This window comes from Amycolatopsis sp. NPDC005232, from assembly GCF_040607795.1.
GTDB lineage: Bacteria > Actinomycetota > Actinomycetes > Mycobacteriales > Pseudonocardiaceae > Amycolatopsis.
The window spans coordinates 326,832-339,680 of the sequence record NZ_JBEXHL010000006.1 but is presented as its reverse complement, the minus strand read 5'-3'; the positions used below and the strand labels follow the sequence as shown (position 1 = coordinate 339,680).

10 protein-coding genes are annotated in these 12,849 nt (G+C 67.2%); 6 read left to right on the top strand and 4 right to left on the bottom strand.

Annotated features, from left to right (window positions below):
* The first annotated feature begins 3 nt into the window (after positions 1-3).
* On the top strand, positions 4-1,080 hold the full coding sequence (locus tag ABZU76_RS14995; protein WP_354869242.1) for an FAD-dependent oxidoreductase: 1,077 nt from the start codon (positions 4-6) through the stop codon (positions 1,078-1,080).
* Between the two features lie 906 nt (positions 1,081-1,986).
* On the opposite strand, the gene ABZU76_RS14990 is transcribed toward ABZU76_RS14995, so the two are convergent.
* Genes ABZU76_RS14990 through ABZU76_RS14980 form a run of 3 tightly spaced genes read right to left on the bottom strand, consistent with a single transcriptional unit; the run spans position 1,987 to position 6,333 of the window.
* A complete protein-coding gene (locus tag ABZU76_RS14990) occupies positions 1,987-3,021 on the bottom strand; it encodes an LLM class flavin-dependent oxidoreductase (protein ID WP_354869240.1) in 1,035 nt (344 codons plus the stop codon).
* Positions 2,996-4,810: an NAD(P)/FAD-dependent oxidoreductase gene (locus ABZU76_RS14985; RefSeq protein ID WP_354869238.1), complete on the bottom strand. Its 1,815-nt coding sequence runs from the start codon at positions 4,808-4,810 to the stop codon at positions 2,996-2,998. Before ABZU76_RS14985 ends, ABZU76_RS14990 begins: the two co-directional genes overlap by 26 nt.
* Positions 4,807-6,333: an AMP-binding protein gene (locus tag ABZU76_RS14980; protein WP_354869235.1), complete on the bottom strand. Its 1,527-nt coding sequence runs from the start codon at positions 6,331-6,333 to the stop codon at positions 4,807-4,809. The genes ABZU76_RS14985 and ABZU76_RS14980 overlap by 4 nt, the downstream gene beginning before the upstream one ends.
* A gap of 100 nt (positions 6,334-6,433) precedes the next feature.
* Between ABZU76_RS14980 and ABZU76_RS14975 the strand changes: the two genes are divergently transcribed.
* Genes ABZU76_RS14975 through ABZU76_RS14960 form a run of 4 tightly spaced genes read left to right on the top strand, consistent with a single transcriptional unit; the run spans position 6,434 to position 10,330 of the window.
* A complete protein-coding gene (locus ABZU76_RS14975; protein WP_354869233.1) occupies positions 6,434-7,504 on the top strand; it encodes an MBL fold metallo-hydrolase in 1,071 nt (356 codons plus the stop codon).
* Entirely contained in the window at positions 7,501-8,586 is a 1,086-nt protein-coding gene (locus ABZU76_RS14970; protein WP_354869230.1) for an acyl-CoA dehydrogenase family protein, read from the top strand. The genes ABZU76_RS14975 and ABZU76_RS14970 overlap by 4 nt, the downstream gene beginning before the upstream one ends.
* On the top strand, positions 8,583-9,551 hold the full coding sequence (locus tag ABZU76_RS14965) for an acyl-CoA dehydrogenase family protein (RefSeq protein WP_354869227.1): 969 nt from the start codon (positions 8,583-8,585) through the stop codon (positions 9,549-9,551). The genes ABZU76_RS14970 and ABZU76_RS14965 overlap by 4 nt, the downstream gene beginning before the upstream one ends.
* Before the next feature lie 8 nt (positions 9,552-9,559).
* A complete protein-coding gene (locus ABZU76_RS14960; protein ID WP_354869224.1) occupies positions 9,560-10,330 on the top strand; it encodes an enoyl-CoA hydratase-related protein in 771 nt (256 codons plus the stop codon).
* Between the two features lie 172 nt (positions 10,331-10,502).
* On the opposite strand, the gene ABZU76_RS14955 is transcribed toward ABZU76_RS14960, so the two are convergent.
* Positions 10,503-11,771: an acyl-CoA dehydrogenase family protein gene (locus tag ABZU76_RS14955; RefSeq protein ID WP_354869222.1), complete on the bottom strand. Its 1,269-nt coding sequence runs from the start codon at positions 11,769-11,771 to the stop codon at positions 10,503-10,505.
* On the opposite strand from ABZU76_RS14955, the gene ABZU76_RS14950 reads away from it, so the two are divergent.
* Positions 11,661-12,815 carry a phosphotransferase family protein gene (locus ABZU76_RS14950; protein ID WP_354869219.1) on the top strand — a complete coding sequence of 385 codons (1,155 nt, stop codon included), beginning with the start codon at positions 11,661-11,663 and terminating at the stop codon, positions 12,813-12,815. The genes ABZU76_RS14955 and ABZU76_RS14950 overlap by 111 nt on opposite strands.
* The last annotated feature ends 34 nt before the right edge of the window (positions 12,816-12,849 follow it).

The window sequence follows — 12,849 nt, the reverse complement described above, 5'->3', positions numbered from 1 at the left end:
GTCGTGGTGATCGGTGGCGGCTACGGTGGCGCCACGACTGCTCGCGCGCTCGACGATATCGCCGACGTGGTGCTGGTGGAACCCCGGGAAGCCTTTCACCACACGATCGGTGCGTTGCGCGCGCTCGTGGACCCTGACTGGATGCCATCGATCTTCCTTTCCTATGAGCAGCTCCTGGAACGCGGGCGCGTGGTGCGTGACCGCGCGATCGAGGTCGGGCCTAGGCGCGTGGTGCTGGCGTCCGGTACCGTTCTGACACCTGATTTCCTGGTCCTGGCGACGGGTTCGACGTACCCGTTCCCGGCGAAGTCCGATCACGACAAAATCGGCAAGGCACAGGATCGGTACCGCCGCGCGCACCAGGAGCTCGATCGCGCCGATCGCGTACTGCTGCTCGGCGCCGGCCCCGTCGGCATCGAGCTGGCCGGCGAGATCTCGGCACGGTGGCCGGAGAAGAAGGTCACCATCGTCGACCCGGTTGACGACGTTCTCGCCGGGCGCTTCCGTCAGGACCTGCGCGACGAGCTACGCCGCCTCGCCCTCGAAGCGGGAGTGGAGCTGGTGTTGGGACACGGCCTGTCCGCCCCGCCACCTGGTGCGCCAGGCGTGCATGCCCCCTTCTCGGTATCCACCGCAGGTGGCGCGGTCATCGAGGCCGACATCTGGTACCAGTGCTACGGGGTGACTCGGCAGACCGGTTACGTCACCGGTGCCCTGGCAGAGGCAAAGACCTCGTCGGGGGCCATCCGGGTGACCGATCAGATGCGCGTCGTCGGCCAGGAGACCGTCTTCGCGGTCGGCGACATCGCGGAGATCGGGGAGAACCGGGCCTACCTCGCCAGCGTGCAGGCCGAGGTGGCCGCGGCCAACATCCGGCGGCAGATCACCGGTGACGGACAAGTTTCCGCCTTCACCGAGCCACCCGACTTCATTGTGGTGCCGTTCGGACCCGACCAGGGTTCCGGACAGCTGGCCGGTAATGAGGACCTGGCCGAATCCGGCTTTGTCATCGACGTCAAAGGCAAGGAGCTCATGATCGGTTACGCACAGGAGCTGCTCGGACTGGACACGGGCGGCTGATCGGGGACGGTCCAGCTCCGACGGGCGTGCCTGATTCCTCGCCGCCGGGAGTGCGGCATTGAGGAATCAGCCGTCCGCTCGCGTCAGCCGACCGTCCGGGCACGAAGCAGGTTGGCCCAGCACCTTGTGAAGTGAGTGCGCCCACTCTTCACCTGGGTCCAGATAGCACAGGTGGTGTCCGGAACACCACCACCTGCTCTCCTTCCCACTCGGCCAGCACGGTCGCGATTCGGCCGTGGAACCGGCCCTGGTCAAGGGTGGACCGTCCGACTGCCGGCACCAAGGTGACCTGATTCCGGGTGATCGTCTCGACGTCGGGCTAGTAGAAGGTGACCGGTATCGTCTCAGACTGCGCGAAGAACTCGAAGTTCCCGGCGGTCCGCTCCACGAACCCGACAAACTAGGAATCGCCCCTGGCGGCGAACTCGGGAATTGCGGGACCAGCCGGTGGGCCCGGGACACCGAAGACGACCGTGTTGAACCGCGCGATCGCCTCGGTGTACCCCGAGGTCCACACGGTCCGGTGAATGTCGGCGCAGACGGCGCACAGTTCGTCGGCGTCGGGGTTGCAACCGAGTCGCCGGTGGTTCATGTGCGACAACCGCCTCCACCGATTCCGGGTGGACACGCGCCACTTCCAGCGCAATCATCGCGCCGGCGCTGGTGCCGAAGTCCAGGCCCAACCGGTGTCCAGCCGCCTCGAGCACCGCCACCACGTCGCGGCTCTGTTGCCCCACCTGGAAGTTCTGCGGGTCGTGACCGGTGCTTCTGGAGTTGGCCTGGCGCGCGTCAGTGATCACCCCGCAACCCAGCCGCGCGATCGACAGGGGTGGCGTGGGACAAGCCGCCTGATCTGCCCGACCTTACAGAGCCGTCGGGCCAATGAGTCGGAGTGTTTGCCACACGTCACGCGATCACTCCTGTCGGTGACGATGTGCGGAAGCTCGCGGGTGGGCTGGGGCGCGCAGTGATCCGCGGTACCACCCGGTCGGCGATCAGCTCCAGCGAGCGCCACGACAGTTCGGGCGGCATGCCGCCGGCCAGCGGTGGAATGGTCACCCTGCTCTCGTCGCCCCACTGGCGGCAAAGGGCGACGAGTTCGTCCGGTGTGTAGATGGGATATTGCCCACTGGAGCGCAGCGCATCGATATCCGGGTACGCGGTGAAGCCGGTCCGCAGTCCCGAGGCGCGAGCTAGCGCAGCGTAGGCGTTGCTCTCGTGCAGGCAGTACGGCCCGATCTCCTGCCACGCCCGATCCGGGTCCTCAGCGACGTAGACGAAAAGTGGCCCGGCCTTCGCCAACGGCCCAGGATCGGGTTGACCGAGCTCCACGACGGCCGATCTATACGCGGCGTAAAACCGGTCCCGAACCGGCAGGAAGCCATCCGCGATGCGGGCAGCGCGCCGGGCTGCGGCGGCACTTGCGCCGCCGAGCAGCAGTGCCGGCCCGGGGTCCTGGTATGGCTGCGGCGTGACCCGCACGGGCCTCCCGTCAAGCTCGAATTTCTCGCCCGTCCACGCCTTTCGCAGGGTGGTGAAAGCACGCTCCACATCAGCCGGTCGCTGGTCGAAACTGCGGCCGAACATGGCGTGTTCGTTCGGGTCATATCCCGCGCCGACGGTGACCACGAGCCGCCCGCCCGAAATGAGGTCGAGCACCGCCAGGTCCTCGGCCAGGCGAACCGGATCGTGCAGGGTGACCACCAATGCCTGCAGGTGGATCGTGAGCGAGCTAGTGCGGGCAGCGACGGCGCCGCCCAGCACTAGCGGCGAGGGCAGGTACCCGTCGTCACTACCGTGATGCTCGCGCAGCGCGACTTGCCCGATGCCCACCCGATCGGCCCATTCGACCTGTTCGAGGCAAGTGCGATATTGCCTCGCCCGCTGCTCTGGAGTCAGCCCCGGCAGCCTGAGGTCATACGCCAAGCCGAGGCGAGCCACCCGGTCGGCCTCCCTCCCAGGCCGGGCGCAACCCTTCGAGATCGGCCTTGATCTGCAACGCGAGGAAGCGCGACCACAATCGGCACTCGGCGAGCGCCCCGCCCATGACCCAGAGGCGTTCCTGCCCGGTGGGTCGCCACATGTTCTTCATGAAACCGTCGTCGTCGAAGCCCCACAGCTCCCCGATCCTGTCGGCGACCTCGTCACCGAGCAACCGGCGGATCGTGGCCACCTGAGTTTCGAAGCCCGTAGCAAGCACGACCACGTCAGCCTGGATCACGGTGCCGTCCCTGCGCCGCAGGCCATCCCGCACGAACGTCTCGATGTCGCTGGCGTGGGCCAGCTTGATCTTGCGGCGGGCGATCAAGTCCGAGCAGCCGACGTTGATGTAGTAACCGCCGCCGGTGCGCAGGTACTTCATGTGGAAACCGGTGCCGTCCTCGCCCATGTCGGTCTCGAAGCCGACCGCGCGAAGCCCATCCAGCAGTGCCTTGTCCAGTTCGCAGGTCTTCTTAGTCAGCCATTGGTACGAGCTGCGCAGCTCCGGGTACGGAATGGACGCCGTGATCAGGTCGATGTCCTCGACCGGCCCCTCCGCGTAGAGCGAGTAGACCATCGTCCCGCTCGGCACGAGGCTGACCACGCACGTCGAACCGCGCTGAACGATCGTCACCTCGGTCGCGTCGTTGGAATACAGGTCCTGCGCCACGTCGTGTCCACTGTTGCCGGTGCCGATGACGATCGCACGCTTGTCCCGGTAGGGAACTCCGCTGGTGAACTCGCTCGAATGAAGCACCTCACCGGCGAACTCGTCGAGGCCGGGCAACTTCGGGACGATCGGCGCTCCGGCGACGCTGCCGGTGGCCATCACCAGGTGCGGGACCGTGACCAAGCGTTCGACGCCGTCAGCCCGCTTCAGTCGCACCGTCCAGTGCTTGTTTGTCTCGTCGTAGTCGGCACCCATCATCTGGGTACCGGTCCAGACGTTGAGTTCCATGAATTCCGTGTACGCCTCGAGGAAACCGGCCAGTTTGTCCTTCGGCAAGAAGGTCGGCCAGTTCGGCGGGAACGGGACATACGGCATGTGGTTGGACCACACCTCGTTGTGCAGCGCCAGCGAGTGGTAACGGTTGCGCCAGTTGTCCCCCACCCGTGCGTTCGACTCCACGATCAGCGCATCGACCCCGATCTGGCCCAGCCGCGCGCCGAGAGACAGCCCCGCCTGCCCCGCTCCGACGATGAGTACCTCGGGCTGGCGGTCGGTGAACTCCGCTCGCATCAGACGAGTGTCGAGCCAATTGTCGCCGGCGAACTGATAGGAGAACTCGGTGCCGTCCGGTCTCCGGTCCAGAACGCGCTCTTCGAATCCGCGGAGCTCCTGGAGCGTCGTGAGCAATGTCCACACGCGAGGGTCCTCGGCAGTGTCATCGCCGTCCGCCAGTTGCAGCCGCACGAACGCAGAACCGCGCCCCAGTACCGTGTCGAAGTCGAAGTACGCCTCCAGCACGCTCCTCCCAGATCGGCGCACGATCCGCGGCGCCAAGCGCTCAGGCGAGCGCCGCAGATCCCTCAGCCGCACCTCCGGGAGAGTCGTGGCAAATGCACTTTCGATCTCGGCAGGCCCTGCGAAGGTCCGGAAATCCCACGTGAGGGCCAGAATGTCGCGGAGATAGCCATCGTCGCGAAAGTGCTCGGCGACTCGTCGCGCGTCACCGCTGCCGATGTCGCCGGCGAAGCGCTCAAGCCACTTTTCGAATTGCTCGACGGCGACGGTGTCAGGTGTGCTCACGCCGACCCCACCCGGTTCGCTCGGCCGGCCCAGTACGGCTCGCGAAGCAGCTTCCGCGAGATCTTGCCCAAGGGCGTACGGCGCAAGGGCTCAGTGGAAAACTCCACCCGGCTGGGCTTCTTGTACGAGCCGAGGCGTTTGCGGCACGTCTCGACCACCGCTTCCTCTGTAACCGCGCCCAGCGAGTCCACCACGATCAGGGCCAAGGGCGTCTCGCCCCAACGCTCGCTGGGAATGCCGACGACGGAGACCTCACGTACTCCGGGCAGTTCCGCGATCACGGCCTCGAGCTCTGCGGGCCAGATGTTGAAGCCGCCGGAGATGATCAGGTCGTCCTTGCGATCGGCCAGGTAAAGATACCCGTTTCGATCGAAGTGCCCGATGTCGCCGGTGAGCACCCAGCCGTCGACGAGCCGCTGGGCGGTCAGGTCCGGCTCACCCCAGATGCACACCATCTGCCCGTCGCTGCGCAGCGCGATCTCGCCGGTCTCGCCGATCGGCAGAGGCTTGTTGTTCGCGTCGCGGATCTCGACCTCGGTGTAGGGCAACACTCTGCCGCACGAGACGACCGGGTCGGAACCCTCGATGTCGGCGAACCAGTCCCCCGGGGTGAGCCACGTCCCAGGTACGCATTCAGTCTGGCCGAACATTTGATACAGCTTGCCGTCCAGAAGTTCCTTCGCACGGAGCGTGGTGGCCCGGTTGATCGGCGCACCGCCCAGGACGAAACCCTTCAGCGCGGGCAGTGCCGGCAGCGTCACTTCGCCGGTGTCGATGGCCTTGACCAGATCACTCAACATAGTCGGCACGCCGAAGATGTAACCACCGTGTTCACTGAGCAGGGCCAGCACCCGCTGCGGGCTGAAGCGGGGCTCCAGGATGTTCGTCCCGCCCGCGAGCCAGGTCGGCACGAACAAGTAGCCCGAGCCGTGCGAGATCGGCCCCACATGGACACTGCAGTCGCCGATCCCGATCGGCGCGAGCAGGAACGTCCAGTTCCGCTCGGTGTTCATCCACGCCCGGTGGGTGAAGGCAACGCCCTTGGACAAGCCGGTCGTGCCGGCCGAATGCCGGATGACATAGAAGTCATCCACGTCGATCGCCGGGTCCGGATCGGTGCAGGGAAAAGACGCGAGCCAGTCTTCGTAGCCCGCGTCGCGCACGATGATGTGGTCGAGGTCCGGCAGCGTCGCGACCAGGTCCTTGACCTCGCTCTCGAGATCGGCGGCGACGACCAGCACCTTGCATTGAGTCTGTCGCAGCATGTGGGCGTGCGCTTCACTGCTGTTGCGTTTGTAGAGCGGCACTCGCACGAAGTTGCCTATCGCCGTGCCGACGAAGAAGTCGGAGCTGGCCATGCAGTTGTCCTCGAGCACGGCCACCCGATCACCCGGTCGCACCCCCAGGCTCGCCAATGCGTTCGCCATGCGCTTGCCGCGATCCCAGGCCTCGGCGTACGTCAATGACCGGCCTTCGCTCATCACCGCGACGCGGTCGCTGTTGAATTCCACGGCGCGCCGCATCGCGCTCCTGACATCAAGCATGGAGTCATGAAACCTCTCGCACCACCCGTTCGTCAACACCTATGTTGACAACGAGCGGTGCCATTCCTAAGTTCGGTACATGGCCGTGAACCGCATGAGCGCCGAACCGCAACCCGGGTCCGCGGACCGGAACGCCTGGACACTGCCCGCGACCGAAGAGGTCGCCACGGGCGTCTACCGCATCCCACTGCCGATGCCCGGCGACAACCTGAAGGCGGTGAACGTCTACGCGCTCGAGCAGCCGGACGGACTGACCCTCATCGACGGCGGCTGGGCCCGGGCCGAAGCCCGCGCGGCGCTCGAGATCGGAGTGCAGACCATCGGCGCGCAGCTGACCTCGATCAAGCGCATCCTCGTCACACACGCCCATCGCGACCACTACACCCTCGCCGTGATTCTTCGACGTGAGTTCGGCATGCCGATCGCGCTCGGTGCCGGTGAGCGCGCCTCGATCGAGGCCCTGACCTCGACAAACGCCAACGCGAGCTTCGGTTCGCAGATGCAGTTGCTACGCGGCGCCGGGGCGGAGAAACTCGCACGCATCGTGGAAAGCCAGGCCGTGTACGTCAACCCGAAGACGGACGGCTGGGAGGTACCGGACGAGTGGCTCGACGGCGGCACTATCGAGGCGGGCGGCTCCGAGCTGAAGGTCGTCCCGACTCCGGGGCACACCCGTGGCCATCTCGTGTTCGCCGACCTCGGACGCGGCCTGCTGTTCAGCGGCGACCACGTCCTGCCGCACATCACGCCGTCGATCGGCTTGGAGACGGTGGCCTCACCGTCGCCGTTGACAAGCTTCCTCGCGTCACTCGCCCTCGTCCGCACCCTGCCGGATCTGCGGTTGCTGCCCGCTCACGGCCCCGTGGCCGCGAGTTCGCACACCCGGGTCGACGAGTTGGTCACCCACCACGACCGGCGCCTGGCCGAGATCGGAGAAGCGGTCTCCACGCTCGGTGAACATCCTGCGCTGCCGATCGCCCGGCAACTCGGCTGGACGCGCCATCGCCGCCACTTCGACGAGCTGGACGTGTTCAACCAGATGCTCGCTGTCGGCGAGACCATCGCACACCTGGACGTGCTCATCCGTTCCGGCCTGGTGCGTGAGCGCGCGGAGGGCGAGCTCACGCTGTACTCGGCGGTGTCGTCGTGAGCACGCTACGAGCCGACGTCCGGCGATTCCTGGCCGAAACCGAGTTCGTCCCCCATTGCGACGCCTGGATGTCCTCGTTCGACCAGGCCTTCAGCCGGCGCCTCGCCGAACGTGGCTGGATCGGCATGACCTGGCCGCGCGAGTACGGCGGCACCGAGCGCAGTGAACGGGAGCGGCTGATCGTGGTCGAGGAGTTGCTTGCCGCCGGCGCACCGGTCGCGGCCCACTGGTTCGCCGACCGCCAGGTCGGGCCGAGCCTGCTCAAGCACGGCACACCGGTCCAGCGCTCCCGCTATCTGCCCGAGATCACGGCAGGGCGGTGTTTTTTCGCGATCGGGATGTCCGAACCGGACAGTGGCTCGGATCTCGCGTCCATCCGCACGACCGCGCGTCGCCGGAGCGGGCGTTGGATCGTCAACGGCACCAAGATCTGGACCTCGCACGCGCATCAAGCGCACCACCTGCTCGCGCTGGTGCGGACCTCGCCTCTGGACCCCGCACACCGGCACGCCGGGATGTCGCAGCTTCTGGTCGACCTGACCGCGCCGGGCGTGCGGGTCCGCCCGATCATCAGCATGGACGGGCAGCGCCACTTCAACGAAGTCGTGTTCGATGACGTGGAACTCGACGGAGACGCGCTGCTGGGTACCGAAGGGCTCGGCTGGCAGCAGGTGGTCGCGGAGCTGAGCCACGAGCGCAGCGGACCGGAGCGGTACCTGTCCAACCTCCCCCTGCTCAGCGCGCTCGCGGCACGGCCCGAGGTAGCGGATGCGGAGCTGGGCGAGCTTGCAGCCGAACTTCAGACCCTGCGTGCGCTGTCGGCTTCCGTCGCCGATGCGCTCGCGCGCGGCGAATCGCCCGTCGTTCAGGCGGCTCTGGTGAAGGACCTCGGTAGCCGGTTCGAGCGCAAGGTGGTCGATACAGCCCGACGCCTGGCACCGGCGGAGCCGGACGCGAACTCGCCCGACCGCTACACGCGCCTGCTCACCGAGGCCGTGCTTCACAGCCCCGACGCGACCCTGCGAGGCGGCACGAACGAGATCCTGCGTGGAATCGTCGGACGAGAGCTGGTGAACGCGTGAGTGCCTTCAGAGACGTTGTCCAGGACATGGTGGGTCGGCACGTGGTGCGGACCAGCAGTGGGGACTGGGACGAGCCGGCACTGAGGTCCGCGTTCGCCGAGCTGGCCGAGCAAGGCTGGACCCGCGTCGGCCTCCCGGAGGGCCTGGGTGGCAACGGCGGCGGCTTCGCCGACGCCGCCGAGGCCGTCACGGCGGCCGCCTACCAGGGCGTGCCGACGCCGTTGGCGGATCAGGTGCTCGTGACCAACGCGGTGGCCACACGGCTCGGAATCCCGCTGCCGGAGGAATGTGTCGTCCCGGTGATCGCGAAGGCGGGCCGGGCCGCACGGGTGCCGTGGGCGTCGTGGGCCTCGCACCTGCTGGTGGCCGACCGCGAAGGCGGGGTCGGCCTGGTGGAGGCCGGCGCGGCGCGGGTCACGAACGGGGCCAATCTCGCCGGCCTCCCTGCCGATACCGTCTTGCTCGACGTTTCTCCGCCCGGGACGGGGGGAGCCGAGGCCGCCACGCTCATCGAAGGGTACGGGGCGCTCGCCCGCGGTGTGCAGATCGCCGCGGCGCTCGAACGCTGCCGGCATCTGACCGTCACCTACCTACGCCAGCGCAAGCAGTTCGGCCGGCCGCTGGCCACGCAGCCGGTGGTCCGGCAGGAATTGGCCGCGTTGGCCGGCGAAGCAGCCGCCGCGGCCGCCGCCGCGCGCACCGCGGTCTCGAACCCGCGCCTGCGGGAGATCGCGGCGGCGAAGGTGCGCACGGGTCTCGCCGCGACGACGGGCGCCCGCATTGCCCACCAGCTGCACGGTGCCATGGGCATCACCCGCGAGTACGAGCTGCAGGTCCACACCCGTTCGATGTGGGCCTGGCGCGACGAATACGGCTCCGAGCGGATCTGGGCCGCTCGGCTCGGGAGTGACATCCGCGAATCCGAAGATGACCTGTGGACTGCCGTCGTCCCTGCATCCCTGTGAGGTTTCCGATGTCCGATCTTGTCCTCGTCGAACGCCACGGCGGCACAGCCGTGCTGACTCTCAACGTCCCCCACCGGCGCAACGTGCTCTCCGCCCGGTTGGTTGCGGCCGTCGGCCGCGCGATCGACGAGATCGAAGCCGATCCGCAGGCACAGTGCATCGTCGTAACCGGCGCGGGCCCGGCGTTCTGCGCCGGCGCGGAGATGTCCACTTTGGAAGCCGCGGCGGACGGGGATTTCGACCGCGTTCGCGCCGTGTACGACGGTTTCCTGCGGGTCCTGCACTCGCCGCTGGTGACGATCGCCGCGGTCAATGGGCCTGCGGTAGGCGCCGGACTCAACCTGGCGCTGGCCTGCGACGTGCGGCTCGCCGGCACGCGCGCGTTGTTCGACTCACGATTTGCGCGACTGCGAATCCACCCCGGCGGCGGGAACCTGTGGATGCTGGCCCGGGCGGTCGGTGCGCAGCGCGCAACGCTCGCCACGGTCTTCGGCGAGAAATGGGACGCCGAGAGCGCGCTCGCCGAAGGCCTTGTCGCGGCGGTGTATCCGGACGAGGAGCTGCTAGGCGCTGCGGTCGCGCTCGGCCGCCGCCTCGACGACCAGGAGCCGGTCTACACCAGGCGGGTTATCGCGACGGCGCGCGAGGCGCTCACCCTCTCGCGGCACACTGACGCGTTGGCCGCTGAGGGCGAGGCGCAGGAGTGGTCCACCAGGCGGCCCGCGTTCCGCCGCGGAGTGGCCGACATGGTGATCCAGCTGAACCAACGCACTCGTTGACACCTGTCGCACTCGTGGAATTCGGTCAAACCATCAAGTGCCGCCCGAGGTCCCGGATCAGCTACCGCGAGGACCCGTGGAGCAACCCATCGACCTCCGGGATGACAAATCCACGCGGTAGCTTCTTCGCTCTCTTCAGGCGCGGGCCACCGGGGTGACCCGCGCCGCCGGATCACCCCCGCCCGTGACTCCGCCGCGCTCGTTCCTCCTGCGCGGGCCGGAAGTACCACGGGAACGATTCGTCGTCAGGCTCGTAGTCGCGCAGCACTTCCCGAGCAATGGTCACCTTGTGCACCTCGGTGGGCCCGTCGGACAACCCGAGCCGGAACGACTGGGCGATCCAGTCGGTGAACGGCATGTCATCGGACAAGCCGAGCGACCCGTGCACCTGCAGTGCGGCGGCAGCGACCTCGTGCAGCACGCCCGGCATGGTCGCCTTCACCGCCGCGATGTTCTTGCGCACCGCACGGTAGTCGCGCCCCTGGTCGAGCAGCCACGCCGTTTCCAGCACCAGAAGGCGGAACTGACGCAGCTTGGCCCAGCAGTCAGCGATCTTCTCCTGCACCAGTTGCTTCTTCGCCAGCTGCTCCCCCTTGGTCGTCCGGGACAACGCCCGCGAGCACATCATGTCGAACGCCGCCTGCGCCTGAGCAATCGTGCGCATCGCGTGGTGCAATCGCCCACCGCCGAGGCGGTTCTGTGCGATCACGAATGCGTCGCCGCGTTCGCCGAGAATGCTGTCGACGGGTACCACCACGTCAGTGAATCGCACGTGGGCATGTGTCGCCTCAGGCTCGCCGTGGAACTTCGAGTTGCGCAGGATCTCGATCCCGGGCGTGCCGGCCGGGACGATGAGAATCGACATCCGGCGATGCGGCGAGGCCTCCGGCTCGGTGATCGCCACGACCAGAAAGAACCCGGCGTAGCGCGCGCTGGTGGCGAACCACTTCTGTCCATTGAGCGTCCAGCCGCCGGCACCGAGGGCCGCGGTGGTGCGGATCATCAGCGGATCGGCACCACCGTGTGGCTCTGTCATGGCGAACGTGGACACGATCCGGTTGTCCAGCAAGGGTTCCAGGTAGCGCGTCTTCTGCTTGGCCGTACCGTAGCGGGCGAGGATCTCGGAATTGCCCGTGTCGGGCGCCTGGCAACCGAACACGGTCGGCCCGAACCGTGAACGGCCCATCACCTCGGCCATCAACGCGAGCTTGACCTGTCCGAAGCCCTTGCCGCCCAAGCCCGGGTCGAGGTGACACGCCCACAATCCCCTCCGCTTCACTGTTTCCTGCAGCGGACGGACGAGCTCCTCGTAGCCCGGCTGAACAAGGTCGTGCGGGTCACCGAGCAGAAAGTCGAGCGGCTGCACCTCATCGCGGACGAACTCCTCGACCCAGTCCAGTTCCTCCTGGAACTCCGGATCGGTACTGAAATCCCAAGCCATGCCTGGACTCTACTCGATTCAACACCTATGTTGACAACCATGGACCTGGAACAGGTGACTGAGGCGCTGCGCCGCTTCGCCCGCCAAACCATCGCGGACGACGCACGCGTGACCGCCGTCGAACGAGCACCTGGCCACGCCGGCTTCGCCTACCTGTTCGACATCACTGCAGCCAACACCTTTCAGCAATTCTATCTGCGCCTCCCACCACCCGGCGTGAAATGGGAAGGCACAGCCGACCTCACCCGCCAGACAACCGCCCTGCAAGCCCTCCACGGCACAGCCGTACCTCACCCTGCAGTCCTGTGGTCCGGCGACGAGACTGGCGTCTTCGGCGTCCCGTACTACATCGTGCCGCGGGTCGACGGGGTGACGCTGTCCAGTCCGGAGACGATCGCGCGGTTCGACCGCGCCACCTTGCGCGAAGCAGCCCGGCAAGCCATGACTGCCCTGGTCGACGTGCACCACGTCGACTGGCAGGCACGCTGCGGGTATCTCGGCACGTTCGGGGGCCTCGAACGGGAGATCACCCGGTGGGACCGGTTCGCCGAACGCGCAGCCGAACGTGACGAGTTGCTCGCGCTCGCACCCGAAGTCCGGCAGCGTTTGCTCGAGACCATGCCCGCAACCTTCGACATCGGCCTGTTCCACGGCGACTTCCAGTTCCAGAACCTGATGTACGGACACACCGGCGATCTCCTGGCCGTCATCGACTGGGAGCTGTGCGGGATCGGCCCGACGCTGGGCGACGTCGGCTGGATCTGCGCGTTCCACGACAAACCGGCATGGGGCCCCGTCCCCCGTCCGTCCACGACCTTCGCCGACGCACCCGAGCTCAAGCAGTGGTACTTCGACGCGCTTGGCCGCGACGAGTCACATGTGGACTGGTTCGAGGCACTGTCACTCTACAAATACGCGGTCATCACCGGGTTCAACCTGATGCTGCACCGACGCGGCAAACGCGTGGACGGCGCCTGGGAACACCGCCGCGTCGGCGCGCCGTTCAACCTGCGACACGCTCTGAACCTCCTGGGTTCCACCTGACCGCTCGAGACTATCAACAACACCGTTGACAAAT

What these genes read in the sequence shown, in the direction of transcription:
- ABZU76_RS14980 (WP_354869235.1), bottom strand. Translation starts at nt 6,333, where the DNA reads ATGCGGCGCGCCGTGGAATTCAACAGCGACCGCGTCGCGGTGATGAGC.
- ABZU76_RS14975 (WP_354869233.1), top strand. Translation starts at nt 6,434, where the DNA reads ATGGCCGTGAACCGCATGAGCGCCGAACCGCAACCCGGGTCCGCGGAC.
- ABZU76_RS14960 (WP_354869224.1), top strand. Translation starts at nt 9,560, where the DNA reads ATGTCCGATCTTGTCCTCGTCGAACGCCACGGCGGCACAGCCGTGCTG.
- ABZU76_RS14955 (WP_354869222.1), bottom strand. Translation starts at nt 11,771, where the DNA reads ATGGCTTGGGATTTCAGTACCGATCCGGAGTTCCAGGAGGAACTGGAC.